Genomic DNA, 23,743 nt, shown 5'->3' on the forward strand with positions numbered 1-23,743 from the left:
AAGGGCAGGCTTTCCCCTCCTCCCTGGCATTGCCTTTGCTGCCGGTCCCTGCCAGCACGGTATCGCCCACCGGCCCCCGCGGTCGGTGGGCGAACCGGTATCCAAGGCAGGGTTATGATGACCGATAGCGACACGCCCCGCATCCTGTTGATCGACGATGAGCCGTCGATTCGTGAGCCGCTCGGCGAATATCTTGCAGCCCAGGGCTTCGCCGTCAGCGATGCGGCGAGTGCAGCGGAAGCCCGTTCGGTCCTGCGCGCCAAGAGCATCGACCTTGTCGTAAGTGACATCATGATGCCGGGCGAAGATGGCCTCTCGCTGACCCGGCATCTGCGCGAGACGAGCAGCATCCCCGTGATCCTGCTCACCGCGCGCGCCGAGGACACCGAGAGGATCATCGGGCTTGAAATCGGGGCCGATGATTATGTCGTCAAACCCTTCAACCCACGCGAACTGGTCGCGCGCATCCGGACGGTGCTGCGCCGCACGCAGCAGGGCGGCCGCGCCCTCGACCCGGGCGGGACGAGCTACGCCTTCGGGCCTTGGGTCCTGCGCGAAGTCGAGCGCGTGCTTGTGAATGAGGCGGGTGAGGAAGTTACGCTCTCTTCGGGCGAATATCATCTGCTCCACGCGCTGGTACGCCATCCGCGGCAGGTGATGAGTCGTGACCGCCTGCTCGACATGGTGCGAGGGCGAGAGGCCGATATTTTTGACCGCGCGATCGACAATCTTGTCAGCCGACTGCGCAAGAAGATCGAAGAAGACCCCGCGCGACCGCAGTTCGTGAAGACCGTGTGGGGCGGCGGCTACACGCTGGCGTGCGAGGTCAGGCGGCTGGGCCCAGTGTCATGAGGCTCCGCCTGTTGCCAAAGAGCCTGATCGGCCAGCTTGTCTTTGCCGTGGCGGTCACGCTGTTCGTCGCCCAGGCGATCAATTTTGCGCTCCTGGTCCGCGGGCAAAATCAGCAGCAGCTTGCACATGGCGGCGGCATGGCGGTGGCGCGGATCATTGACGCGGTCGAACGGGAGAGGCGCGGCGGGCGCGAGGCGCGAGGTGATGCGGGCGAGGGCCGCGAGCGCGTCCAGCGGCTTCGCATTTCGGGTGCGCCGCCAAGCGTACCGCCTCATGCCGTCCCGCGCCCCGATCTTGCCCGATATGTCGAAGGGTTGATGGCCGATGCCGAAGTCCAGGCGGATTCGGTGGAGGCGTGGGCCCTGCCACCGCGAAACCTTCGCCGGCGCGCCGATTTTCCGGGACAGACGGTCGTCGTGGTTGCGAAAGTGGGCGCGCAATTTTTTGCCGTTCGCAGCCGCATTCCGGCCGGGGGCAATCGCCTGCAGGGCTTCCTGCTGTGGCAGACGCTCTCGCTCTATCTCCTGCTTCTCATTCCAATTCTCGTGATTGCATGGCGCGCAGCGGCGCCGCTGCGTGACTTGACGCGCGCAGCGCGGGCCAACCCGGCGCAGCGCGATGCCGAGCCTCTCGCCGAGGCAGGGCCCTCAGACGTGCGTGAGCTGATCGGTGCCTTTAACGCCTATCGCGCGCGGATCGCGGCGATGCTCGCGGACAAGGACCGGATGCTCGGTGCGGTCGGGCACGATCTGCGCACGCCGCTTGCGAGCCTTCGCGTGCGCGTCGAGCAGGTCGACGATGCCTTGCTGCGAGACAAGATGATTGCCTCGATCGAGGAAATGACTGCGATGCTCGCCGACATTCTGGCGCTCGCGCGCTCGGGGGCGGGGACCGATGCCCGCGAACGCGTCGCGCTTGGGATGCTCGTTACCGACCTTGTCGCCGACTACCGCGAACAGGGGCGCGATGTCATCGTGGAAAGTACGGTCGATGCCGCCGTTACCGTCCGGCCCCTGTTGCTGCGCCGGGCGCTCCGCAATCTCGTCGACAATGCGCTCGCTTACGGCGTTCGCGCGCGCCTGTCGGTTGGCGCGGCCGAGGGGTGGGCGCGGGTTACCGTGTCGGACGATGGGCCTGGTCTCACCGACGAGCAGATCCGCACGCTCGTCGAGCCCTTCGCGCGCGGCGAGGAGTCGCGAAACCGGGCGACCGGCGGCGCGGGTCTCGGGCTCTCCATCGCGCGCGAGATCGCTGAAGGCGAGGGCGGGAGCTTGACGCTTGCCAACCGTGCGAGCGGCGGCCTCGATGCGGTGATCGCCTTGCCGAGCACGTAAGTTCAGTCCCTCTGCCTTGGAGGGCAGATGAACATCAGGCGTAAATCGCGATGGCCTGGCTTCCGCTGAGAACCGGCTCGCCCGCGCGGTTCCAAAGCATCATGTCCTGCACCGAGAGACCGGCGCGCGCGTAGGCGGTCTTGGCCGACAGGAGCCACCAGCCGCCTTCGGTGCGCGGAGCTGCGGTCAGCATGTTGACCGTCCAGTTCATCGAACTAATCGGGCCAAACTCGGTGAACAGCGCCATCGCGGCGGGAGGCAGCGCATCGCCCATTGCGAGCAGAGCGACCGCCGGGTGGCAGGCGGGCTCCTCGACAAAGCGAACCCAGGTGAGATATTCGCCCACGTCGCTCTTCCACGCGAAGCGCGGACCGGTGGTCGGGCGCATGTCGAAATGCCGGGTGAAGGCCGGCCGGACCTTGTGTTCAGGAACCGGCGCGAGCGTTTCCGGGTCCGGGGCCTCGGGCATTGTCAGCCGATTGTGGTCGAGGTGACTTGGCCGGTCGGGCGAGAAGGCGAAAACCGCGGCCGTGCCGAAGCCCGTGGCGCTCGTAACTGCCGCGTCAACGAACAGGCTCGATTTCGACTGGCGCAGTACGCGGGTCTCGATGGCGCAGTCGCCGCCCACCGGCCCGACGAAGCTGATCTGCGCATAGCGCAGCGGAGCCTCGCTTGGATGGAGCGCCATCGTGCCGGCGAGCGCGAGCGCTGAACTGATCCCGCCATAGGCCGTGCGGCCTTGCATCCAGCCTTCATCGATATGGGCTGTGGCGCGGCCGTCTGCGACCTTCAGGGTGGCAAGAAGCGTGTCGAGAGCAGAAAGGGAGAGAAGGTTGGTCATCCAATAGGTCTTCTTTGATGGTTATCCAGCGGGTGCAGGCGTGAAGCGGGAGGGGTACTTGCCTTGCGCGCCGGACGTGGCGACGCATGGGGCGAGCCTCAAACGAACGATCGAAAGGAGGGTCAATCCTCGATCAGGAACGTCAAACCCGCCTCGCGCGTCAGCCGCTCGATGAGCGCTTCGCCCAAAAGCGCGCCGGGGGTCCACACGCCGCCTTCGCCCTGGTTTTCGAGTAGCGCCATACCCGTTTCTGCGAGCATTTTTGACGTGGAGCCATAGCCCGGGTCGCGGTCGCCTTGAACGCTTGCCCGGATCTCGCGTCCGTCTGGATATTCGCCGATGAAGAGAATGTCGTAGAAGCCTTGTTCGCGCCGTTCCCGGCTCGGGCCCTCGCCAGGTTTCAGCTTTGCGTCGCCGAACGGGTTGGCTTTCGCCATCGCTTCGGCCATCGCCTTGCCGGCATCGCCGATCGTCGTCATCACCATTTCGTCATAGACGAGCTCCTTTCCCCACACGTGCCCGAGAAGGAAATTGGTCCGGTGAACATTCTTGGTGTTGATCGGCGCCATCACGAAGGGCGCCGTCCAGGTTCCCGCCGCGGGATCATATTCGGGGATGAGACCGGTGGGTTGATGCGGTCCCTCGAAGCCGGGTGTGAGGGCAAAGGATGATTGGAGAAGGAGCGCGAGCGAAGGCTTTTTCGCGACGGCCTTCAAGGTTTCGCTGAGACTTGCAATCGTACCGCCCGAGGCTCCGCCTTGCATCTTGCGCACCCGGCCCTTGACGCGCGGTGCGGGGATGCCGTGGCGCTTCATCGCCTCCACCTGCAGAAACAGCACACCAAGGTCGAACGGGATCGAATCGAACCCGCAGCTGAAGGTGATACGCGCGCCCGACTGCTGAGCGGCCGCCTGGTGCGTGTCGATCATCTCGCGCATCCACCCCGGTTCGCCGCACAGATCCGCGTAGGCGGTTCCCTGGCGAACGCAGGCGGCGACGAGCGCACTGCCGTATAGCTGATAGGGGCCGACGGTCGTCAGAATGACGCGTGAGCGCGCCGCCATCGCATCGAGGCTTTGAGGATCGCCCGCCTCGGCGATGACCAGCGGCGTGTCGGCGGGCGCACCGACCAGGTCGCGAACCTCGGCGAGCTTGTCGGCGCTGCGCCCTGCCATTGCCCATTTGGGTGCGTCTCCTCTCGCAGCGTAATGCTCAGCGAGATATTCCGCGACGAGGCGTCCGGTGAACCCCGTTGCGCCGTAGACGATGATGTCGAACTCGCGCGTGTCAGCCACGGGGAGCCTCCCTTTACGTAAACGTTAAGCGGAGGCTAGCGCAGGCCGGAGGGGATGCCAAGCGAGAAGCGTCAGCGGCGCCAGAAGGGACGCTTTTCGACGATGACGGCGGGTTCTCCGGCAACCTCGGCGCGGCCTTCCGCGCGCGCAGCGCGCAGTTCAGCTTCGCTGGCGCGGCGTTCTGCCTCATATCTTGCGTGCTCGTCGCGCCGGCGTTGGCGAAGCGCATCATAACTCCAGCGCGTTTGACCATAGCCGAACAGGCAAAGGAGACCGCCGGCAATCGCAAGATTCTTCATCGCGGCCATTGCCTGCACAGGATCGGTGAACTCGCGGTGGAAGAAGAGGATGGTGAGAAGAACGAAACCCGCGAGAAGGATCGACCAGAGCCGCGTCGCGACGCCGAAGATGAGGCACACGGCTGCGAGAAGCTCGAATAGACCCGTCGGCACGGCGAGGCCGCCGGGAAGCCCTGCAGCGGCGATCATGGCATTGGTATCCGAAACATGGATCAGCTTGTTGATCCCGGAGACGAGGAAAATGACGGCGATGAACAGGCGGCCGATGAAGACGGCGATCATGGACATGGGGCATCCTCCGCTTTGCGCGCCCCATCCGCTTGTGCGAAGGACGCTCGGGACGCCGGGAGGTTCCGACTGTTAACCGGGTGAGGAGATCAGATTTTGGCCGTCGGCGGACCCGCCTAAAGCTTTGGCAGGGTCACGCCCTTCTGCCCCATATATTTTCCTGCCCGATCGGCATAGCTCGTCTCGCATGGCTCATTGCCCTGGAGGAACAGAAACTGGCACGCGCCCTCATTTGCATAAATCTTGGCCGGAAGCGGCGTGGTGTTCGAAAATTCGAGCGTCACATGGCCTTCCCAGCCGGGCTCGAGCGGGGTCACGTTCACGATGATTCCGCAGCGCGCGTAAGTCGATTTGCCGAGGCAAATGACAAGAATGTCGCGGGGAATGCGGAAATACTCGACCGTGCGGGCGAGGGCAAAACTGTTTGGCGGGATGATGCACACGTCGGTTTCGCGGTCTACGAAACTGTTCGATGCAAAATCCTTGGGGTCGACGACGGCGCTGTCGACATTCGTGAAGATCTTGAATTCGGGCGCGACGCGCGCGTCATAGCCGTAGGAAGAGAGCCCGTAGCTGATGCAACCGTCGCGGCGCTGCGCCTCGACGAACGGCTCGATCATGCCCTGCGTCCGGGCGGCTTCGCGAATCCATTTGTCGGAAAGTATGGCCATGGTTTCTCTTGTCGGTACGGCGCGCGTTGCGCAAGCGGTCAGTCCGGAATGAGGCCGAGATCCTTGGGGCCGAACGCTGCGGGCAAGAGCTCGCTCAGTCTATAGCTCTTCACCGTGCGGCCATCGCCCGAGGCGCAGTGGACGGCTATGTCTCTTTTCGAGCGCTCCGCGGCTTCGTTCAATATCTGCCGGCACCGGCCGCAGGGGTGGACGGGGTCGCTGCCGCGCAGCGCATCTCCCTCGGCTCGTCCTCCGATAATCGCGACCGCGCTAAGCCGGTCGATCCAGCCCTCGTTGGCGATCTTGGCGATCGCGGCGGTCTCGGCGCACAGCGTCAGTCCATAGCTTGCATTTTCAACATTTGCGCCGGTGACGACATCGCCATTGTCGAGGAGCAGCGCGGCGCCCACCTGAAAGCCCGAATAGGGCGCGTAAGCGCGGGCTGCGGCGTCGCGTGCGGCAGCGATCAGAGCGTCGCGGTCTTCCTGGTCACTCATCACCCAATCCTTCGGGGCGGACGACGTTCCAGCCGACGGTACCACGGGCGCCCGACAACCGCACATAGTCATTGGCCTGCCACATCGCCCAGGGATGAGCGCCATAATCGGGGGGGAAGAAATTGCGGCGCAGCCAGGTGGTGCGCGCAATCCCACTCGTCACCTTGTAGTCGGCCTCAAGGGTCGGACCTGGTGCAATCAGGCTGCGCTTGCCCATATGAGCCTCGATCTGGGCAAGGAAGGTCGCAAGTTCGCTCAACAGCAGCGCGCGAGTGGGCCGGTCGGGGCACCGATTGTCATAGTCGAGCCACACGACCGCGGGCAGTGCATCGATCCTTCGCGGTACCTGACGGATAAAATTTGCTGCCTGGTCCGTCGCAAGCTTGCAAAGGTCGTAGCGATGGATGGGCCCTGTCCGCACTCCGGCTTCGCGCGCTGCTGCGATGTTGCGCGCATACATAGGGTCGACCCGGCGGTCGCCGTCGGTCGCAAAGATATAGGCAAAATCAGCGCCCGCGGCCTTGATCGACCCCCAGTGAACGTCGCAATTGCCCGCATCGATCGTCACCCCCTGGAGCGGATATCTCTCGCGCGGCGGGGTCCAGCGCGCCGCCCACCAGAGGGCGAGCCCGATCGCGAGGAGGCAAAGCGCAGCGAGCGCGAGCGCGCGGCGCAGCCAGTGCTGTATCGCTCCGCGCCAATCCCGCACAGGTTTGGCCGGCCCCTTGCGCCTCGTGAAAGTCGCCCCCATTGCCACCCGTCAACCCTTGATATGGAGGACGCAAATCAGCGTGAAGAGCCGTCTTGCGGTATCAAAATCGACCGCGATCTTTCCGTCGAGCCGGTCCATCAGCATTTCGGCCGCCTCATTGTGCAGCGCCCGCCGTGCCATGTCGACAGTCTCAATCTGCTGCGCGGTCGCCGTCTTGATGGCCTGATAATAGCTGTCGCAGATGGCGAAATAATCGCGGATCGGGCGGCGGAACCGTCCCAGCCCCAGGATAATCGCCTCGAGCGGAGATCCGTCTTCGCGGCTGATTTCGAAGATCAGCCGCCCTTCCTCGACCCGCAACCGCAGCCGGTAGGGCCCGGCATACCCGTCGGGATGGCCACGCTGAGGGACAAATTTATTATCCTCGATAAGGTCGAATATCGCGACCCGGCGCTCTTGTTCGACATCGGGGTTGCGCCAGACGATCGAACTCTCGTCGAGCTCGACCGAAATGATGCGCTGCTTCGAGGGGTCGAGATCGGTCATGCCGGTTGTGCTTCTACTTGGCGCGCGGCGAAGGGCAAGCGCGACTTATTCACAGCATTCCACAGATATGATAGAGCTGAGAATATCGCCGGTTGCGCTGCCGCGGCCAGCAAAGCATGAAGACCCTATGCCCGAGCTTGCCCTTATTCCCGCCCCGGCTTCGTCCGGGGACGACCGTCAATTGCCGCGCAATGTCGAGGCCGAGGCGGCTTTTCTGGGTGCGATTCTGATCGACAATCGAGTCGTCGAGGATCTGCCCGTCCAGCTTACTCCTGCGCATTTCTTCGAACCGCTCCATGGCCGCATCTTCGCCCAGGCGATGGCGCTGATCGAGCGCAACAGCATTGCCACGCCCGTTACGCTCAAACCCTTCTTCGAACATGACGAGGCGATGAAGGCGGTGGGCGGGGTCGGCTATCTCGCGCAGCTCACCGGGAGCGGGGCGGGGTTGATCGGGGCGCGCGACTTTGCACGGCAGATCTACGACCTTGCGCTGCTGCGCGAACTGGTCGATGTGGGCCGCACGCTGGTCGACAGCGCGCTCGACACCAGCGAAAGCGTCGATCCGCAGGCACAGATCGAGGAGGCCGAGACCGCGCTTTATCGCGTTGCCGGCGGCGAAGCCGAGATGGGTTCGGTGAAGAGCTTCAGCGCCGCGAGCCTCACCGCCCTCCAGGCGGCCGAACGCGCGCTCAACTCCGGCGGACATTTATCGGGCATCACCACCGGCATCAGCAGCATGAACGCCAAGATCGGCGGCATGCACAACAGTGACCTGATGATATTGGCCGGTCGTCCGGGCATGGGCAAAACGTCGCTGGCGACCAATATCGCCTATAACGCTGCCGAACGCTATCGCCGCGATGAAGAAGACGGCATCCCGCCCGAGAAGAATATGGGCGCCAAGGTCGCATTCTTCAGCCTCGAAATGTCAGCCGATCAGCTTGCGACGCGCGTGCTCGCCGAGCAGTCGGGCGTTTCGGGCGAGGCATTGCGAATGGGCAAGATCAGCAAGGATCAGTTCCAGCAGCTAAGCCGCGCAGCCCAGCAGCTTCAGACCCTGCCTTTGTACATCGACGACACACCCGGCTTGACGATCGCCGGATTGCGGACCCGTGCGCGCCGGCTTCAGCGCCGGCACGGCATCGGCTTCATCGTGGTCGACTATCTTCAGCTTCTCCAAGGGTCCTCGCGGAGCGGCGACAACCGCGTGCAGGAGATTTCAGAAATCTCACGCGGTCTCAAGACCTTGGCAAAAGAACTTAATGTGCCCGTGATGGCGCTCTCGCAGCTCAGCCGTCAGGTCGAGAGCCGCGAGGACAAGCGCCCGCAGCTCTCCGACCTTCGCGAGTCCGGCTCGATCGAGCAGGACGCCGACATGGTGCTCTTCGTGTTTCGCGAGGATTATTACGTGGCAGCGCGCGAACCCAAGCGTCCGGTGGAAGGCGACGACGTCAAGATTCACGCTGCGCACGAGGAATGGGCGGCCGAGATGGAGCGCGTGTTCGGGCTTGCCGAGGTTATCGTCGCCAAATCGCGGCACGGCTCGACTGGCAAAATTCGTCTGCACTTCGACGCGAAGACGACGAAATTCAGCGACTTGGCCGACGAAAGTCAGGCCTATGCAGACTATGAGTAAGAACGCCCCTACCAAGAGCGAGGGGGCGTTTGGCGTATCCCGCTAGAAGGCCGGATCGTTCGCGGGGTCGTCGGCGAGCGGGGTTACAGCCTCATGGATGCCGCATTCGGTCTTGTCCCAGCCGCGCCAGCGGCCCGCGCGCGGGTCCTCGCCGGGCTTGACTTTCGACGTGCACGGCGAGCAGCCAATAGAGGGATAGCCTTGCGCCTCGAGCGGATGACGCGGAAGGTTGTGTGCCTCGAAATAGGCATCGAGATCCTCGCGCGTCCAGTTCGCGAGCGGGTTGAATTTGAGCCGTCCACTGCTCCCGTCGAGCTCGAAGCGGGGCAGGCCCTGGCGGGTAGACGACTGAAATCCTTTGCGGCCGGTGATGGAGGCGTCGTAAGCTGTCAGCGCCTCTTCGAGCGGCTTGACCTTGCGTATGTCGCAGCAGCCGTCGGGGTCGTAGGACCAGCGCAGTTCGGTCGCGTCCTTCTTCGCGAGCTCTTCTGCATCGGGGGTCAGGTTGACGACGTTGAGACCGAGGCGCGCCGCCAGCTCATCGCGATAAGCGAGCGTTTCGGGGAAATGTTTGCCGGTGTCGAGAAACAAGACCGGGATATCGGGCGCGATCCGCGTGACCAGATGGAGCAGCACCGCGCTTTCGGCCCCAAAGCTCGAGACGATCGCTGTATCGCCGATCAGCCCCGCTCCAAGCACGCTTGCCACCGTTTCCGCTGCGTCCTGACCCCGGAAGAGATTGTTGAGGCGGATGACGTCGGCTTGGGTGAAGCGCGGCGCCACGTCTATCCGGTCGCGATGTCGTTTGTCCCCCTTGTCGCCGCGCGCAGCGGGCGCCGCCGAGGCATCTGCCGGTCGGGGGTGACCATGAGCAGCCTCGACTTCGCTCGATGCGAACGGAATTTTGGAGGTGTCAGCCATGCCGGAGCTTCCAGATCGGCACAGCGCCGTCGGCGGCGTGCTGATAGACGTGCGGATAACGGCTGAGCGCGGCGTCGACATCGGCGCGGTTCAGCCCCGCCTGCGGGGCAAAGCTGTCAAAACCGCAGCGGCGCATGAAGAAGACGAGGTCGACGAGCACGTCGCCCTCGGCACGGATTTCGCCCTCATAGCCCGCCTCGCGCAAAATGCGTGCCGAGGTAAAGCAGCGGCCATCGCGGAACCGCGGGATGCCGATCTCAACCAGTTTCACCCTCGAAAGATGGGGAATCAGGCGGCGCGGATCGTCGCCCGCCTCGATCCGCACCGCGCTTGCGCTATCCTGCTCGAGGAAAGCTTCGAGCGAGACCGCGGGTTCTTCGATCGGGTCGTCGTTTCGGAAACGCAGAGCCTCAGCCATAAATAGCCTCCTTGAAGGCGTCGAAGCCGACGCGACGATAGGTGTCGAGGAAACGTTCGCCCTCGGTGCGATGGCTGCGGTAGCATTCGATCGCGCGCTCGACCGCATCGACCACACCGTCCTCGTCGAAGCCGGGTCCGGTGATCTTGGCCTGCGTTGTATCCTCGGCGCCCGACCCGCCGAGCAGCAGCTGGTAATTCTCGGTGCCTTTGCGATCGACGCCGAGAATGCCGATGTGCCCCGCATGGTGGTGACCGCAGGCGTTGATGCAGCCCGAGATCTTGATCTTGAGCTCGCCGAGGTCACGCTGGCGGTCGAGGTCGGCGAACCGCTGCTGGATCTTCTGCGCGACCGGAATCGATCGTGCGTTGGCAAGGGTGCAATAATCGAGCCCGGGGCAGGCGATAACGTCGGTCACAAGGTCGAGGTTCGCGTCCGCGAGCCTTGCATCGCGCAGCGCTTCCCAAACCGCGTAAAGATCAACCTTGCGGACGTGCGGCAGGACAAGATTTTGCGCATGCGTCGCGCGGACATCGTCAAAACTGTACCGCTCGGCGAGGTCGGCGACGACCTCCATCTGTTCGGCGGTGATGTCGCCGCCGATGCCCCCGATCGGCTTCAGGCTGATATTCGCGATCGCATATCCCGGCGCCTTGTGCGCGATCACCTGCTGATCGACCCAGATCGCAAAATCGGGGTCGGCTCGGTCGATCTCATCAGCTAAGCCGGCTTCAAACGGCGGCGGCGCGAAATGGGCCGCGATCCGGTCATATTCGGCCTGCGGAAAGTCGGTGCCGAGGGTCAGGAAATGCTGGAACTCTTCCTCGACCTGGCGGCGGAACTCCTCCTCACCGAGATCATGGACAAGGATCTTCATCCGCTGCTTGTGGATATTGTCACGGCGCGCGTGATGGTTCCAGACGCGCAGGATCGCCTGGATATAGGAGAAAATCTGCGACGCGGGGCAGAAATCACGAATCTTGTAGGCGATGAAGGGCGTGCGCCCCATCCCGCCGCCTGCATAGACCTCAAAGCCCTCCTCGCCCTTGTCGTTGCGCACGATACGCAGCGCACAGTCGTGCCAGCGCAGCGCCGCACGGTCGGCGGGGGAGGAGATGACCGCGATCTTGAACTTGCGCGGCAGATAGCTGAATTCGGGGTGGAAGGTCGTTGCCTGCCGCAAGAGCTCTGCCCATGGGCGCGGGTCGCAAATCTCGTCGGCGGCAGCACCCGCATACTGGTCGGCCGAAATATTGCGGATGCTCTCGCCGCTGGTCTGGATCGCGTGCATCTCCACCGTCGCGAGCTCGGCAAGAATGTCGGGCGCCTCTTCAAGCTTGATCCAGTTGTACTGGAGGTTCTGGCGCGTCGTGAAATGACCATAACCGCGGTCATATTTGCGCGCGATTTCCGCAAGCTTGCGAAGTTGGCGCGAATTGAGCGTGCCGTAGGGAATGGCGACGCGCAGCATGTAGGCGTGAAGCTGCAGATAGAGACCATTTTTGAGCCGGAGCGGCTTGAACTGGTCGTCATTCATCTCGCCAGCGAGGCGGCGGCGGGTCTGGTCGCGAAACTCCTCAACGCGTGCGTCGACCATCGCCTGATCATATTGGTCATATTTGTACATGTCAGATCACCCAGTCGCCGGCCGCCGGATCGGCGGGTTTCAGTGTCAGGTCGGGGCGGACCGTTGGCCCAAGCGCGCGGATGCGGTCCTTGATATGGGAAGGACGCGGCCCGTCCGGCGTGTTCTCGGCGGTAATGATATAACCGCCGTTCACCCGGCGAGCACCGTCCTCGGCGGCGAGGATCGCCTCGCCCTGGTCGCCGACGTCGACGGCATCCTCGACATGGCGTGACCAGCCGCGGCCGGTCCACCAGATCACAGCGCCCGTTTTGAGGTCGTTACCCGTCAAAAGCTGCATGAAAAATCCCTCGTTGAAGTCGTGAAGCCCGCGGCGCCGAGGCAGTCGAGCGCATCGGCGCGCGCTGCGACCTTGCCCACGATGATGAGCGCAGGGCTCTTGACCGCTTCGCGTTCCACAAGGTCGCCAAGGTCGGTCAGCAGCGTGCGAAGCACGCGTGCCTCCGCCGTCGTGCCGCGCTCGATCACCGCAACCGGCAGTCCAGGCGAGACCCCGTCGGCGATCAGCTTGTCGGCGATCGCCGATGCCGTGGCGAGCCCCATGTAAATGACAAGCGTGCGGCCGTGCCCGGCGAGCCCTGACCAGTCCTGGTCCGTCAGATCCTTGCACTGCCCCGCAACGAAGCTCACGGCGCTCGCGTCGGCGCGGTGGGTGAGTGGGAGGCCCGCCTGGGCGGCGCATCCCGCCGCCGCGGTGATGCCAGGGACGACCTCGCAATCGATGCCCGCTTCGCGCGCCGCGTCAAGTTCCTCGCCCCCGCGCCCGAAAATGAAGGGGTCGCCGCCCTTCAGGCGAACCACCTGTTTGCCGGCGCGCGCCTCGCGTACGAGCAGATCGTTGATCTTGTCCTGCCGCATCGTGTGACGGCTGCGCTGTTTAGCGACGCTGATCCGTTCCACTTTCGGCGGGATCAAGGCGAGCACCTCATCGCTGACGAGGCCGTCATGAACGACCAGATCGGCGCTGCCGAGCAGCCGCGCGGCGCGCAGCGTCAACAGGTCGGGATCGCCGGGGCCGGCGCCGACGAGCCACAACTTGCCTGCATGAAGAGGAGTCTTTTCCATGCCGCGTAGATGAGCGGCGGGCGTCCAGATGGCAAAGCAGGCTTTTTTGATGCCGGTGAAGGTAAAATTGCGCCCACCATCGTCGGCAAAAGGCGACCCGCTGCCGGCTGCCGAAGAACGGGGGCGCGGCGCAGGCTATGGATCATGTCCGTGACGAAAGCGGGCTACAGAAAACCCTTGCGGATCAACGGGGGTTTGCCATCCTCCGTCTCGCGCAATCCCACCCCGATCGAGGCGCGAAGCGCGTCACTTTCGCTGCTCGCGACCGGGTAGGCGCAATAATCGGCGGCATAGAAGGCGCTGGGGCGATGATTGCCTGAGAGACCGACGCCACCGAAAGGCGCGGCGGAGGAGGCTCCGTTGGTCGGGCGGTTCCAATTGATGACGCCCGCACGCGCGTTCGCCCAGAATTGGTCGTAAAGCTGAGGTGTCCCGCCGATCAGCGCTGCGGAAAGCCCAAAGGCCGTGTTGTTGGCCTCGGCGATCGCGGCCTCGAAGCTCTCGACGCGGATGACTTGCAGCAACGGCCCGAACAGCTCGATATCGGGGCGCTCGGCCATGGCGGTGACGTCGATGATACCGGGCGTCAGAAAGGGGCGGCCTGCCTGAGGCCGCGTCATGTGCCGGATGACCTGGCCCCCGCTCGACATCAGAATGAGGAAGCTCTCTGTCAGGCCGTCCGCCGCCTCATTGTCGATCACCGGTCCCATATAAGGGGCGGGATCGGCGTGGGGATGATCGACGATCAACCGATTCGCGAGCGACTTCACTTCTTCGATTAGCCGGTCGGCCAGGGCGTCCTTGACGATCAGCCGGCGGGCATTGGTGCAGCGCTGTCCCGCGCTGAGAAAGGCCGACTGGGCCACGAGGATGGCGGCGGTGCGAAGATCGGCAGTGTCCCAGACCACGATGGGATTGTTGCCCCCCATCTCGAGCGCGAGCATCTTGCCCGGCGTTGCGGCGAACTGGCGGCTGAGGGCAAGCCCGGTGCGGGCCGAGCCGGTGAAGAGTAGCCCGTCGATGCCCTCGTGCGAGGCGAGCGCCTTTCCCGTCGCGGGACCGCCTAGCACGAGGCGCAGCACCTCTTTGGGGACGCCTGCGCTATGAAAGAGCTCCACCAGCTTCGCGCCGGTCGCCGGGGTCTTCTCGGACGGCTTGAAGAGAACCGAATTGCCTGCGAGCAGCGCAGGTACGATATGGCCGTTGGGCAGGTGTGCCGGGAAATTATAGGGGCCAAGCACGGCCAGCGCGCCGTGCGGTTTGTGGCGCACCGCATTGCGCAGACCCATCGCCCCCTCGATGCGGCGGTTGGGGGTGCGCTCGGCATAGGCCTTCACGGAAATATCGACCTTGTTAGCGACCGATTCAACCTCGGTGCGCGCTTCCCACAGCGGCTTGCCTGTTTCACGCGCGATGAGGTCGGCGAGCCTCTCGGACTCTGCTTTCACCCGGTCGGCAAAGCGACGGAGCGTTTCGGCGCGAAAAGTGACGGCCTGTGCTGCCCAGGCGGGCCACGCGCGCCGGGCGATCTCGACCTCGTCGTCGACGCGGCTCACGGGCCCGCGCCAGAGCTCTTCGCCGGTCGCGGGTTCGAAGGAAAGCAGGTCTTCGCTCATGGTCGCTCGCCTCTTATCGGTGAAAGCGGGTGGCGGCAACCGCGCCGGCAGCGACGCACGGCTTGCGCCCCGCCGCCGGGTTGGCGATAGACAGCGTCTGGAAACGTGCAAAAGAGGGGACGGGCCATTACGGTCAAGCAGGACATCCGGGCCGAGGGACGCGAGTGGACCGATCATTACTGGATGGCCGCCGATGGCGTTCGGCTGCACGCTCGCGTCTACGCCGGGCCGGGAGAGGCTGCGGCCGTGCCGCCCGTCATCTGCATGCCCGGGCTTGCCCGCAACGCCCGCGATTTCGAGGCGCTCGCTCCGCATGTCGCAAAGACGCGCAAAACCATCGTTGTCGAGTTCCGCGGCCGTGGCGAAAGCGCCTATGCCAAGGATCCGATGACTTATGTCCCGGCAAGCTATGTCGAGGACGTTACGCGGCTCCTGGATGACCTGCGGATTGGCCGGTTCGCTGCAATCGGCACGTCGCTCGGCGGGCTCGTGTCGATGCTGATGGCAGCGAGCATGCCGGGGCGTCTCGTCGGCGCGGTCCTCAATGACGTCGGCCCCGAGCTCGAAGCGAAAGGGCTCGAACGCATCCGGGACTATATCGGGGCCGGGGGTAGCCAGCCGACCTGGATCCATGCGGCGCGCGCTTTTGCCGAACTCAACGCCGCCGTCTATCCTCACTATGGCCTTCACGACTGGCTGCGCCTCACCAAACGCACCCACCGGCTCACGCCCGAAGGGCGCATCGTCACCGATTATGACAAGCAGATTGCAGCCCCGCTGCGTTTGCCCCCGCCCGAGCAGCCGGTCGACTTGTGGCCGGCTTACCGCGCGCTCGGCGACATTCCGGTGCTGATACTGCGCGGCGCGCTCTCGGACATTCTGGCGAAGCGGGCGGCCGACAAGATGGCCAGGACGTTGCCGCGTGCGCAGCTCGTCGAGGTGCCCGGGGTCGGGCATGCGCCGACGCTGGACGAACCCGCCGCCGTCGCCGCGATCGATACCTGGCTCGCTAACCTGCCTGCATCGTGACCCCTCGCGAGCATCCGGTCCGCATCCTGCACCTCCATTCGAGCTTCTCGCTCGGCGGCAAGGAAGCGCGCGCGGTCCGTCTGATGAACCTGATGGAGGATCGCGCGCAGCATGCGATCCTCTCGGCAATGCCCGACGCGCTCGGCGCGCGCGATGCGATCGCGCCCGGTATAAAGGTGGATTTTCCGCAGGACGCGCCGCCACTTTACGGTAAGCCGTCGCTCGCCCGCTATCGCGATCTGACCGCCTATATGCAGCGCTTCGACCTCGTCCTCAGTTATAATTGGGGCGCAATGGACGGAGTGATGGCGCACCGTGTCTTCGCGCCATTCAGGCCCTTGCCCCCGCTCATCCACCATGAGGACGGGTTCAACGAGGATGAAAGCGTGACGCGCAACTGGAAGCGCAATTTGTTTCGCCGCCTCGCGCTCCCCGCCGCCGAGTCGCTCGTCGTGCCCTCCGCGTTGCTCGAGAAGATCGCCGCCGCCGAATGGAACATGGGCCCGCGCACGCGACTGATCCGCAACGGCATCGAAGTTTCGGCCTATGCGAAGGGGCCTGACCTGCCGATACCGGGCCTTGAGCGCCGCGCGGGCGAGGTCGTGATCGGCACCGTCGCCGGCCTGCGCAAGGTCAAGGATTTGCCGCGGCTCGTTCGCGCGGTGGCAACGCTGCCGCCGCATGTCCGGCTGGTGATCGTCGGGGAGGGACCCGAGCGCGCGGCGATTGCCGCTGAAGCGATGGCCTGCGGCATGCAGGATCGGCTCGTCATGCCCGGCTTCATGTCCGAGCCAGCGCGGTGGATCGGCCATTTCGACCTGCTTGCCCTCTCGTCGCTGAGCGAACAGGCGCCGATTGCAGTGATCGAAGCCATGGCGGCGGGCCTTCCGGTGGTCAGCCCCGATGTCGGCGACGTCGCAGCGATGGTGGCGGAAGAAAACCGGCCGTTCATCCCGGGCGATGATGCGGCGTTTCGCGCCGCATTGCTGAGGCTGGCAGAAGATGGAGCGCTTCGCGCGGCCCTTGGCACGGCGAACCGGCGCGCGGCCGCGGAACGCTTCGACGAATCAATGATGGTCGATTCCTATGAAAAGCTCTATGCTCGCCCGCTCGAAGGCTATGGTCCATTCAGCGGACGCTGGATGGGGATCGATTGACAAAGGGGACCGTCTTCCGCTTACGGAAACGGCAGGGGGCTGGCGCGCGGGTGCGCAGCCGGCGGACAGAAAGAGGTTCTGAAGTGTTCAAAGGTTTGAAGCCCATCCTTTACGGCGGACGCGAAGTCTGGCCGCTGGTCGAGGGTGGCAAGGGTGTGTCGGCGACGAACCACAGGTCGAGCGGCGCTTGGGCCGCGGCAGGTGGCATCGGTACCGTGTCCGCGGTCAACGCCGACAGCTATGACGCCGAGGGCAAGATCATCCCGCAGATCTATCGCGCCCTGACGCGGCGCGATCGGCACGACGAACTCGTGAGCTATGCGATCGACGGCGCAGTCGAGCAGGTGAAGCGCGCCTATGACATTGCAAGCGGCAAAGGCGCCATCAACATCAACGTGCTTTGGGAAATGGGCGGCGCGCAGCGGGTGCTCGAAGGTGTGCTCGAAAAGACGAAGGGGCTCGTCACCGGCGTCACCTGCGGCGCGGGTATGCCGTATAAATTGAGCGAGATCGCAGCGCGGCACAATGTCCATTATCTGCCGATCATCTCGTCGGCGCGCGCCTTTCGCGCGCTTTGGAAGCGAGCCTATCACAAGGTCGCCGACCTGATGGCGGCGGTGGTCTACGAGGACCCCTGGCTCGCTGGCGGACATAATGGCCTCTCGAATGCTGAAGACCCGCTGGTTCCCGAGGATCCTTATCCGCGCGTCAAGGCGCTGCGCGACACGATGCGCGCCGAGGGGATTGCGGACGATGTGCCGATCGTGATGGCGGGAGGCGTCTGGTACTTGCGCGACTGGGAGCACTGGATCGACAATCCCGAGCTTGGCCAGATCGCCTTCCAATATGGAACGCGGCCGCTGCTGACCGAAGAAAGCCCGATCCCGCAGGCATGGAAAGATCGCCTCCGCACCCTCGACGAAGGCGACGTGCTGCTCCACCGTTTCTCGCCAACCGGTTTTTATTCCAGTGCGGTGCGCAATCCCTTCTTGCGCGATCTCGAGGCGCGCTCGGAACGCCAGATTCCCTATTCGAAGCAGGAGGCGGGCGACCATATCGTCCAGCTCGATGTCGGGGTGAAGGGCAAGAATTTCTGGGTCACGCCCCATGATCGCGCCCGGGCGCGGGACTGGGTGGCCGAGGGGTATAGCGAGGCTTTGAAGACCCCCGATAACACGGTGGTTTTCGTGACCGAGGATGACAAGGCGATGATCCGCAAGGATCAGGCCGACTGCATGGGCTGTCTGTCACACTGCGGCTTTTCGTCGTGGAAGGATCATGACGATTATTCGACCGGCTATCTCGCCGACCCCCGCAGCTTCTGCATCCAGAAGACCCTGCAGGACATCGCGCACGGCGGCGATACCGAACAGAATCTGATGTTCGCGGGCCACGCCGCGTTCAACTTCAAGACCGACCCCTTCTATTCGAACAACTTCACGCCCACGGTGAAGCAGCTGGTCGACCGCATCTTGACGGGGGATTGATATCGATACCTCGTCTCGGCGAAAGCCGGGACGACTGGTATCAAACCCACCCCTCGAGCACCTGGTCGGGCGGACGGTGGCCGTCACTCCAGGCGCGGATGTTGGCGATGACCTTCTCGCCCGAAGCCTCGCGGCCTTCGATGGTCGCCGAGGCAAGGTGGGGAAGGAGGACGGCATTGTCGAGCGCGAGCAGTTCGGGGTCAACCACCGGCTCCTGAGCATAGACATCGAGCCCCGCGCCGGCAATCCGGCGGCTCTTGAGCGCCGCGATCAGCGCTTTTTCGTCGACGATCTCGCCGCGCGCGGTGTTGATGAGATAGGCGGTCGGCTTCATCGCCGCAATGCGCGCGGCGTTCACCATCTCGTGCGTCTCGCTCGTGTGCGGACAGTGGATCGTCACCACGTCGCTGATGCGAAGCAGCGTGTCGATGCTCGCATGATAGCTCGCGCCCAGCTCCTGCTCGACTTCGGCGGGCAGGCGTTTGCGGTTGTGATAGTGGATCGACAGGCCAAAGGCGCGGGCGCGGCGTGCGACCGCGAGCCCGATGCGACCCATGCCGATGATGCCAAGCAATTTGCCTCCGACGCGGTGGCCAAGCATCGTGCTCGGCGCCCAGCCCTCCCACTTGCCCGAGCGCATCAGCTTTTCGCCTTCAGCGAGCCGGCGAGGGACGCTGAGGATCAGCGCCATCGTCATGTCGGCGGTGTCTTCGGTAAAGACGCCCGGCGTGTTGGACACCATTATGCCCTTCGCGCGCGCCGCGGCGAGGTCGATGTGATCGACCCCGGCACCGAAATTGGCGATCAGCCTCAGCCGCTCCCCGGCAGCCTCGAGAATTTCAGCGGTAATATTGTCGGTCACCGTCGGCACCAGGACGTCGCAGTCCGCCACCGCGGCTTTCAGCTCCTCGACCGAAAAAGCGCGGTCGTGCGCCGATAGCACGACCTCGAACAGCTCAGCCATGCGTGCCTCGACGTGCGGCATGAGCTGACGGGTGACGATGACGCGGGGGCGTTTGGGGCGAGGGGAATCGGGCATGGCCGCCGATAGAGCGCGGCCGCCGCCGGGGGTCAAGAGGCCGCGGCCGCGAAGGACTGTGGACGACGGGTCGTTTGCACGCTGCGGCCGGTTGATAATCAATGCTGTTTTTGACAAGGATCGTTCATGACCAGCCGAAGATTTGCCCTGATTTTGCTCAGTCTTGCCATCATCGGCCCCGCCGCCGCTCAGTCTTCCAGCCCCGAGCTGCCCTATTGGGCCTCGATCAGCGTCGACGAGGCGCGGATGCGAAAGGGGCCGTCACCCGACGTGCCTGTGATCTGGGAATATCGGCGCCGCGACCTCCCGGTGAAGGTGATTGCGCGGCATGAAAACTGGCGCAAGGTCGAGGATCCCGACGGCACCCAAGGCTGGATGGCTGCGCGCCTCTTGAGCCGCACCCGAACGGCGATCGTCACCGGCGGGGTGCGTCCGATGCGCCAGTCGCCCGATCCTGCAGCGGTGGTCTCCTATCGCGCCGAGGCCGGCGTGGTGGGGCGCATTACCGATTGCAAGAAGGGCTGGTGCCTGTTCGACGTCAAGGGCAAGCGCGGCTGGATCGAAACCGACCATATCTGGGGCGACTGATGCTCCTGCAGAAAGGTGCAGGAAAAGGGCCGGACGCGCCCGTCCGGCCCTCATGCTGTCTCCTCGCTCAGCGCCAGCGGAAGTGGTTATAATAGACTTTGATCACCTTGCCGCTGCGTACGTTGACCAGCAGCAGGTCGTTATAATGGCGGACATAAGCGAGATTTCGTCCCGCCTTCGGCAGGCCCCAGCGGCTGTCGTAGTTCAACCGGTAGACCGGCGCATAATAGGTGGGCCGCAGCGTCGATCCCACCCGGAACTGCTGATATTTGAAGGGTGCGCGCCAGCTCTGATAGCGATTATCGCGGCGCCAGTCGCGCAAATCCTCGCGATATTCCTTGCGCGCCTCGCGCAGGTCGCGCTGCTGCTTGCGCACGTCGCGGGCGTCGCCGCGGCGTATGGCCTGATGCACGTCGCGCTTCTGCTCGCGGATCTCCTGGCGGTCGCGGCGAAGTTCACCGGTCTGCGCCTGAGCCGCCGCGGGGACCGTCATCGCGACAATCAGGCCGGCGGTGAGAAATTTCATCTTCTTCATATTGCCATTCCTTTGCATCCGTCAGGGGGGAGGGGATCTGCCCGATGACTGGGAAAGGATTAGGCGACTCGATTTGAACGGCGTTGGAATGCCCCGTTTATTTTCTGGTCAGGAGTGTCGCAATGTGTCGCGACCTTGGTCGCAGGGGCAGTGGGCCGGCAGCCTATTTGACAAGGCGCATCCGCGCTTCTCCCCCGGAAACCTCTGCAGCCCATATCCGCTCGTTCATCGCGGTCACGACAAAGATCGGCCTGCGCGCTGCAAAGACCGAGAAGAAGTGGATTTCGGTGGGCGTCGGGTCGAGCAGATGCGATACAACGAGCGCCTCGGCTCGCTCATCGACGGGGAGCTCAAGGCATGCGTTGGTGAAGGCGCGCTCGGCAACCACCCTCCCATCCTTCACCTCTGCGCGATAATGGCCACCGAGCGGAATGCTGCCCGTCTGCGTTTGAGGGGTCAACAGATAGACAAGGTCGGCGCCGCCCGTTCCGGCATGCGGCAGGATGACGCGGTTGAAAGGCCGGGCGGCGCATTGCAACTTCCCGTTGGACGACACAGCATCCGACGCTGCGGCAAGCCGTGCCTCCTCGGCGGAAAGTTGATCATCGCCTTCCGCCCGCAGTTTGCCGTCCGCGACCTTCGTTCCGCCATTCCAGACCGCAGAAAAAACGGCGCGGTGAGGAGAGCCGGCGTCCCCCGAATAATAGGTCACCCGGTAGCTTTCACCCTCGGGCGTGACCACCCAGCCGCGGATCGTCTCCAATGTCGCCTCGGGCACCGCCGCCAGGAGCGCGTCGGTCGTGTGCCAGGCGGCCTGATCATATGTGTAGAGGCTTTGTGCGCGGTTGACCGCCGTCTGAACCGCTTCTGCGTCGTCGGCCGACATGGGCGGCGGCGAAGCCTTGTCGGGCTTCGCCTGCGCGGGCGTGGCGGCCGCTGCGGCGGCAGCGAGCGCAAGAGTGAGCCCGCGTATCAAACCAGCTCGACGGCGACCGCGGTCGCTTCGCCGCCACCGATGCACAGGCTCGCGATGCCCCGCGTCTTGCCGTGGCGTTGCAGCGCCGCGATCAGCGTCGTGATGATGCGGGTGCCGCTCGCCCCGATCGGATGGCCGAGCGCCGTCGCGCCCCCGTGCACATTGATCTTCTCGCGCGGGATGCCAAGATCGTGCATCGCAAACATTGCAACGCAGGCGAAAGCCTCGTTGATTTCGAACAGGTCAACATCACCGATCGTCCAGCCTGCCTTGGCCAGAACCTTGTTGATTGCGCCGATCGGGGCAATGGTGAAATCCTTGGGCTCCTGTGCATGCGCGGCATGCGCGACGAGCTTGGCCACCGGTCTTTTACCCTTCGCCTCGGCTACCGATTGCCGCGTCAGAACAACTGCGGCGGCACCGTCCGAAATCGAGCTGCTGGTTGCGGCGGTAATGGTGCCGTCCTTGGCAAAGGCCGGCTTCAGCGTCGGGATCTTGTCGGGCATCGCCTTGCCCGGCGCTTCATCGGTATCGACGACGACATCACCTTTGCGACCGGCGATGGTCACCGGCGCGATTTCGCTCGCAAAGGCGCCGTCGGCGATCGCTGCCTTGGCGCGGCCAAGCGACTCCAGCGTGTACTCATCCTGCGCCTCGCGGCTGAGCTGATAGGCGTCGGCTGTATCCTGCGCGAATGTGCCCATTGCGCGCCCCGCCTCATAGGCATCCTCGAGCCCGTCGAGGAACATATGGTCGTAGGCGGTGTCGTGCCCGATCCGCGCGCCCGAACGGTGCTTCTTGAGGATGTAGGGTGCGTTGGTCATCGATTCCATGCCGCCTGCAACGACGAGGTCGATGCTGCCCGCTGCAAGCGCCTCGGCGCCCATGATCACGGTTTGCATCCCCGAACCGCACACCTTGTTGACAGTGGTTGCCTGGACCGACTTGGGGAGGCCCGCCTTGATCGCAGCTTGCCGCGCGGGAGCTTGTCCGAGACCGGCGGGCAGGACACAGCCCATGTAGATGCGTTCGATGTCGTCGCCGTTGACACCCGCGCGCTCGACCGCCGCCTTGACCGCGGTGGCGCCCAGATCGGTCGCGCTCGCGTCCGACAATGCGCCCTGCATGCTTCCCATCGGGGTGCGGGCATAGGAGAGGAAAACGACGGGATCGGTGGCGGTCATGGATGAGACTCCGTAGGGGAAAGATGGTCTGCGGGTGGATTAGCCGAAATGCTGCACCTGCGAAAGAGGGGAGGGGCGAGCGGGCCGCCGCCCTCCTGCCTCGCAAATGCGACGTCGATCGAAGCTCGCGCTTTTCGGGCATGTTCGCGGCGGGCGAACCCTCAGGCGGGGTGACGAAGAATCGCGATTTGGGTGAGCTTTCAAGTTTTCCCTTAGGGGATGCGCCCTTTCTGCGAAGGCAACCCTTTCTGAAAGAGGCCAAAGGAACATTTGTTTGGTCCGACTCCGTTTGGGGGCACAGAATGCCCGCTATCAGGAGGTAGGAAAATGACCATTCAACTCGGACAGATCGCGCCCGATTTCGAGCAGGACAGCACCCAAGGACCCATTCGCTTCCACGAGTGGCTCGGTTCGTCATGGGGGTTGTTCTTCAGCCATCCCAAGGATTTTACGCCGGTATGCACGACCGAACTCGGCGAGGTCGCGCGGTTGCGGCCCGAATGGGACAAGCGGGGCGTGAAACCGATCGGTCTGTCGGTGGATCCCGTTCATTCGCACAAGAGCTGGGAAGAAGACATAGAAGACACCCAGGGACAAAAGCTCGACTTCCCCATGATCGCTGACGCGGACCAGAAGGTCGCAACGCTCTACGGCATGATCCATCCCGACTCCGATCCAACGGTGACCGTGCGCGCAGTCTATGTGATCGATCCCGACAAGAAGGTCCGGCTGACCCTCACCTATCCGCCGAGCACCGGCCGCAATTTCTCGGAAATCCTGCGCGCCATCGACAGCCTGCAGCTGACCGACGCGCAGTCGGTGGCAACGCCGGTGAACTGGGCGCCGGGCGAGGAGGTCATCGTCTCTCCAAAGCTTTCGGACGAGGAGGCGAAGCGGCGCTTCCCTCAAGGCTTCCGTACCCTCCGGCCCTATCTGCGTTACGTTGACCTTGAGACATCGCGCTGACAGCACCGCGCCCGGAACGGGAAGAAAGGCGCCGACGACATTTCGCCCCCGGGGCGTGCTTTGACGCTGGGGCGAACGCCTCGTCTCGCTCGATAGTTCGCCGCGGGTTTTCCTCGGGCGCGCAGGTTGCCGCAAGGGATGGA

At 64.3% G+C, this 23,743-nt stretch carries 25 protein-coding genes; 8 read left to right on the plus strand and 17 right to left on the minus strand.

Annotated elements, in window-relative coordinates; genetic code table 11:
* Nucleotides 1–117: 117 nt before the first annotated feature.
* Entirely contained in the window at nucleotides 118–852 is a 735-nt protein-coding gene (locus LH20_RS08225; RefSeq protein ID WP_053556171.1) for a response regulator, read from the plus strand.
* Nucleotides 849–2,186 carry an ATP-binding protein gene (locus tag LH20_RS08230; protein WP_053553790.1) on the plus strand — a complete coding sequence of 446 codons (1,338 nt, stop codon included), beginning with the start codon at nucleotides 849–851 and terminating at the stop codon, nucleotides 2,184–2,186. Before LH20_RS08225 ends, LH20_RS08230 begins: the two co-directional genes overlap by 4 nt.
* 34 nt (nucleotides 2,187–2,220) lie before the next feature.
* Here LH20_RS08230 and LH20_RS08235 read toward each other — a convergent pair whose 3' ends face one another.
* The 7 genes from LH20_RS08235 to LH20_RS08265 form a co-directional block, all read right to left on the minus strand.
* Nucleotides 2,221–3,027 carry an acyl-CoA thioesterase gene (locus tag LH20_RS08235; RefSeq protein WP_053553791.1) on the minus strand — a complete coding sequence of 269 codons (807 nt, stop codon included), beginning with the start codon at nucleotides 3,025–3,027 and terminating at the stop codon, nucleotides 2,221–2,223.
* Between the two features lie 122 nt (nucleotides 3,028–3,149).
* Nucleotides 3,150–4,322 (minus strand): saccharopine dehydrogenase family protein, encoded by a 1,173-nt coding sequence (locus tag LH20_RS08240; protein ID WP_053553792.1) that lies wholly within the window; start codon nucleotides 4,320–4,322, stop codon nucleotides 3,150–3,152.
* 71 nt (nucleotides 4,323–4,393) lie between these two features.
* The gene (locus tag LH20_RS08245; protein ID WP_053553793.1) at nucleotides 4,394–4,909 is read right to left on the minus strand and encodes a DoxX family protein; all 516 of its coding nucleotides are present in this window, start codon (nucleotides 4,907–4,909) and stop codon (nucleotides 4,394–4,396) included.
* A gap of 116 nt (nucleotides 4,910–5,025) precedes the next feature.
* Nucleotides 5,026–5,580, minus strand: a complete 555-nt coding sequence (dcd, locus tag LH20_RS08250; protein ID WP_053553794.1) for a dCTP deaminase — start codon at nucleotides 5,578–5,580, stop codon at nucleotides 5,026–5,028.
* Nucleotides 5,581–5,618: 38 nt separating this feature from the next.
* Complete coding sequence (locus LH20_RS08255; RefSeq protein WP_053553795.1) at nucleotides 5,619–6,077, minus strand: cytidine deaminase; 459 nt, start codon at nucleotides 6,075–6,077, stop codon at nucleotides 5,619–5,621.
* Complete coding sequence (locus LH20_RS08260) at nucleotides 6,070–6,786, minus strand: glycoside hydrolase family 25 protein (protein ID WP_235527154.1); 717 nt, start codon at nucleotides 6,784–6,786, stop codon at nucleotides 6,070–6,072. The genes LH20_RS08255 and LH20_RS08260 overlap by 8 nt, the downstream gene beginning before the upstream one ends.
* Before the next feature lie 51 nt (nucleotides 6,787–6,837).
* Nucleotides 6,838–7,335, minus strand: coding sequence for a UPF0262 family protein (locus LH20_RS08265; RefSeq protein WP_053553797.1), 498 nt, complete (start codon nucleotides 7,333–7,335; stop codon nucleotides 6,838–6,840).
* Nucleotides 7,336–7,462: 127 nt separating this feature from the next.
* On the opposite strand from LH20_RS08265, the gene LH20_RS08270 reads away from it, so the two are divergent.
* Nucleotides 7,463–8,974, plus strand: coding sequence for a replicative DNA helicase (locus LH20_RS08270; protein ID WP_053553798.1), 1,512 nt, complete (start codon nucleotides 7,463–7,465; stop codon nucleotides 8,972–8,974).
* Between the two features lie 42 nt (nucleotides 8,975–9,016).
* Here LH20_RS08270 and LH20_RS08275 read toward each other — a convergent pair whose 3' ends face one another.
* The 6 genes from LH20_RS08275 to astD all read right to left on the minus strand — a co-directional run bounded on the left by LH20_RS08275 (nucleotide 9,017) and on the right by astD (nucleotide 14,639).
* A complete protein-coding gene (locus tag LH20_RS08275; RefSeq protein ID WP_083455355.1) occupies nucleotides 9,017–9,895 on the minus strand; it encodes a phosphoadenylyl-sulfate reductase in 879 nt (292 codons plus the stop codon).
* Nucleotides 9,888–10,313 carry a DUF934 domain-containing protein gene (locus LH20_RS08280; RefSeq protein WP_053553799.1) on the minus strand — a complete coding sequence of 142 codons (426 nt, stop codon included), beginning with the start codon at nucleotides 10,311–10,313 and terminating at the stop codon, nucleotides 9,888–9,890. The genes LH20_RS08275 and LH20_RS08280 overlap by 8 nt, the downstream gene beginning before the upstream one ends.
* Nucleotides 10,306–11,940: a nitrite/sulfite reductase gene (locus LH20_RS08285; protein WP_053553800.1), complete on the minus strand. Its 1,635-nt coding sequence runs from the start codon at nucleotides 11,938–11,940 to the stop codon at nucleotides 10,306–10,308. Before LH20_RS08285 ends, LH20_RS08280 begins: the two co-directional genes overlap by 8 nt.
* 1 nt (nucleotide 11,941) lies before the next feature.
* Entirely contained in the window at nucleotides 11,942–12,238 is a 297-nt protein-coding gene (locus LH20_RS08290; protein ID WP_053553801.1) for a DUF2849 domain-containing protein, read from the minus strand.
* A complete protein-coding gene (cobA, locus tag LH20_RS08295) occupies nucleotides 12,226–13,023 on the minus strand; it encodes a uroporphyrinogen-III C-methyltransferase (protein WP_053553802.1) in 798 nt (265 codons plus the stop codon). Before cobA ends, LH20_RS08290 begins: the two co-directional genes overlap by 13 nt.
* Nucleotides 13,024–13,187: 164 nt before the next feature.
* Nucleotides 13,188–14,639, minus strand: a complete 1,452-nt coding sequence (gene astD / locus LH20_RS08300; RefSeq protein ID WP_053553803.1) for a succinylglutamate-semialdehyde dehydrogenase — start codon at nucleotides 14,637–14,639, stop codon at nucleotides 13,188–13,190.
* Nucleotides 14,640–14,822: 183 nt separating this feature from the next.
* Between astD and LH20_RS08305 the strand changes: the two genes are divergently transcribed.
* The 3 genes from LH20_RS08305 (at nucleotide 14,823) to LH20_RS08315 (ending at nucleotide 18,312) form a co-directional block, all read left to right on the plus strand.
* Nucleotides 14,823–15,668, plus strand: a complete 846-nt coding sequence (locus LH20_RS08305) for an alpha/beta fold hydrolase (protein ID WP_053556173.1) — start codon at nucleotides 14,823–14,825, stop codon at nucleotides 15,666–15,668.
* Nucleotides 15,665–16,825 carry a glycosyltransferase family 4 protein gene (locus LH20_RS08310; protein WP_053553804.1) on the plus strand — a complete coding sequence of 387 codons (1,161 nt, stop codon included), beginning with the start codon at nucleotides 15,665–15,667 and terminating at the stop codon, nucleotides 16,823–16,825. The genes LH20_RS08305 and LH20_RS08310 overlap by 4 nt, the downstream gene beginning before the upstream one ends.
* 83 nt (nucleotides 16,826–16,908) lie before the next feature.
* Nucleotides 16,909–18,312, plus strand: coding sequence for an NAD(P)H-dependent flavin oxidoreductase (locus LH20_RS08315; protein ID WP_053553805.1), 1,404 nt, complete (start codon nucleotides 16,909–16,911; stop codon nucleotides 18,310–18,312).
* A 40-nt stretch (nucleotides 18,313–18,352) separates the two neighbouring features.
* Here the strand turns inward: LH20_RS08315 and LH20_RS08320 are convergent, their stop codons facing one another.
* Nucleotides 18,353–19,351: a 2-hydroxyacid dehydrogenase gene (locus tag LH20_RS08320; protein ID WP_053556174.1), complete on the minus strand. Its 999-nt coding sequence runs from the start codon at nucleotides 19,349–19,351 to the stop codon at nucleotides 18,353–18,355.
* A gap of 126 nt (nucleotides 19,352–19,477) precedes the next feature.
* Between LH20_RS08320 and LH20_RS08325 the strand changes: the two genes are divergently transcribed.
* Complete coding sequence (locus LH20_RS08325) at nucleotides 19,478–19,939, plus strand: SH3 domain-containing protein (RefSeq protein WP_053553806.1); 462 nt, start codon at nucleotides 19,478–19,480, stop codon at nucleotides 19,937–19,939.
* Between the two features lie 67 nt (nucleotides 19,940–20,006).
* On the opposite strand, the gene LH20_RS08330 is transcribed toward LH20_RS08325, so the two are convergent.
* The 3 genes from LH20_RS08330 to LH20_RS08340 all read right to left on the minus strand — a co-directional run bounded on the left by LH20_RS08330 (nucleotide 20,007) and on the right by LH20_RS08340 (nucleotide 22,634).
* Complete coding sequence (locus LH20_RS08330; RefSeq protein WP_083455356.1) at nucleotides 20,007–20,474, minus strand: RcnB family protein; 468 nt, start codon at nucleotides 20,472–20,474, stop codon at nucleotides 20,007–20,009.
* 163 nt (nucleotides 20,475–20,637) lie between these two features.
* Nucleotides 20,638–21,450, minus strand: a complete 813-nt coding sequence (locus LH20_RS08335; protein ID WP_053553807.1) for a hypothetical protein — start codon at nucleotides 21,448–21,450, stop codon at nucleotides 20,638–20,640.
* Complete coding sequence (locus tag LH20_RS08340) at nucleotides 21,447–22,634, minus strand: thiolase family protein (protein ID WP_053553808.1); 1,188 nt, start codon at nucleotides 22,632–22,634, stop codon at nucleotides 21,447–21,449. The genes LH20_RS08335 and LH20_RS08340 overlap by 4 nt, the downstream gene beginning before the upstream one ends.
* Before the next feature lie 327 nt (nucleotides 22,635–22,961).
* Between LH20_RS08340 and LH20_RS08345 the strand changes: the two genes are divergently transcribed.
* Nucleotides 22,962–23,600: a peroxiredoxin gene (locus LH20_RS08345; protein ID WP_053553809.1), complete on the plus strand. Its 639-nt coding sequence runs from the start codon at nucleotides 22,962–22,964 to the stop codon at nucleotides 23,598–23,600.
* The last annotated feature ends 143 nt before the right edge of the window (nucleotides 23,601–23,743 follow it).

Origin of the sequence: Sphingopyxis sp. 113P3, assembly GCF_001278035.1 — a bacterium.
Taxonomy (GTDB): Bacteria; Pseudomonadota; Alphaproteobacteria; order Sphingomonadales; family Sphingomonadaceae; genus Sphingopyxis.

Coding starts and splice junctions, on each gene's coding strand:
- LH20_RS08265 (WP_053553797.1), bottom strand. CDS start 7,335: ATGACCGATCTCGACCCCTCGAAGCAGCGCATCATTTCGGTCGAGCTC.
- astD (WP_053553803.1), bottom strand. CDS start 14,639: ATGAGCGAAGACCTGCTTTCCTTCGAACCCGCGACCGGCGAAGAGCTC.
- LH20_RS08325 (WP_053553806.1), top strand. CDS start 19,478: ATGACCAGCCGAAGATTTGCCCTGATTTTGCTCAGTCTTGCCATCATC.
- LH20_RS08275 (WP_083455355.1), bottom strand. CDS start 9,895: ATGGCTGACACCTCCAAAATTCCGTTCGCATCGAGCGAAGTCGAGGCT.
- LH20_RS08280 (WP_053553799.1), bottom strand. CDS start 10,313: ATGGCTGAGGCTCTGCGTTTCCGAAACGACGACCCGATCGAAGAACCC.
- LH20_RS08305 (WP_053556173.1), top strand. CDS start 14,823: ATGGCCGCCGATGGCGTTCGGCTGCACGCTCGCGTCTACGCCGGGCCG.
- LH20_RS08345 (WP_053553809.1), top strand. CDS start 22,962: ATGACCATTCAACTCGGACAGATCGCGCCCGATTTCGAGCAGGACAGC.
- cobA (WP_053553802.1), bottom strand. CDS start 13,023: ATGGAAAAGACTCCTCTTCATGCAGGCAAGTTGTGGCTCGTCGGCGCC.
- LH20_RS08320 (WP_053556174.1), bottom strand. CDS start 19,351: ATGCCCGATTCCCCTCGCCCCAAACGCCCCCGCGTCATCGTCACCCGT.
- LH20_RS08330 (WP_083455356.1), bottom strand. CDS start 20,474: ATGAAGAAGATGAAATTTCTCACCGCCGGCCTGATTGTCGCGATGACG.
- LH20_RS08285 (WP_053553800.1), bottom strand. CDS start 11,940: ATGTACAAATATGACCAATATGATCAGGCGATGGTCGACGCACGCGTT.
- LH20_RS08225 (WP_053556171.1), top strand. CDS start 118: ATGACCGATAGCGACACGCCCCGCATCCTGTTGATCGACGATGAGCCG.
- dcd (WP_053553794.1), bottom strand. CDS start 5,580: ATGGCCATACTTTCCGACAAATGGATTCGCGAAGCCGCCCGGACGCAG.
- LH20_RS08340 (WP_053553808.1), bottom strand. CDS start 22,634: ATGACCGCCACCGATCCCGTCGTTTTCCTCTCCTATGCCCGCACCCCG.
- LH20_RS08245 (WP_053553793.1), bottom strand. CDS start 4,909: ATGTCCATGATCGCCGTCTTCATCGGCCGCCTGTTCATCGCCGTCATT.
- LH20_RS08235 (WP_053553791.1), bottom strand. CDS start 3,027: ATGACCAACCTTCTCTCCCTTTCTGCTCTCGACACGCTTCTTGCCACC.
- LH20_RS08290 (WP_053553801.1), bottom strand. CDS start 12,238: ATGCAGCTTTTGACGGGTAACGACCTCAAAACGGGCGCTGTGATCTGG.
- LH20_RS08230 (WP_053553790.1), top strand. CDS start 849: ATGAGGCTCCGCCTGTTGCCAAAGAGCCTGATCGGCCAGCTTGTCTTT.
- LH20_RS08255 (WP_053553795.1), bottom strand. CDS start 6,077: ATGAGTGACCAGGAAGACCGCGACGCTCTGATCGCTGCCGCACGCGAC.
- LH20_RS08270 (WP_053553798.1), top strand. CDS start 7,463: ATGCCCGAGCTTGCCCTTATTCCCGCCCCGGCTTCGTCCGGGGACGAC.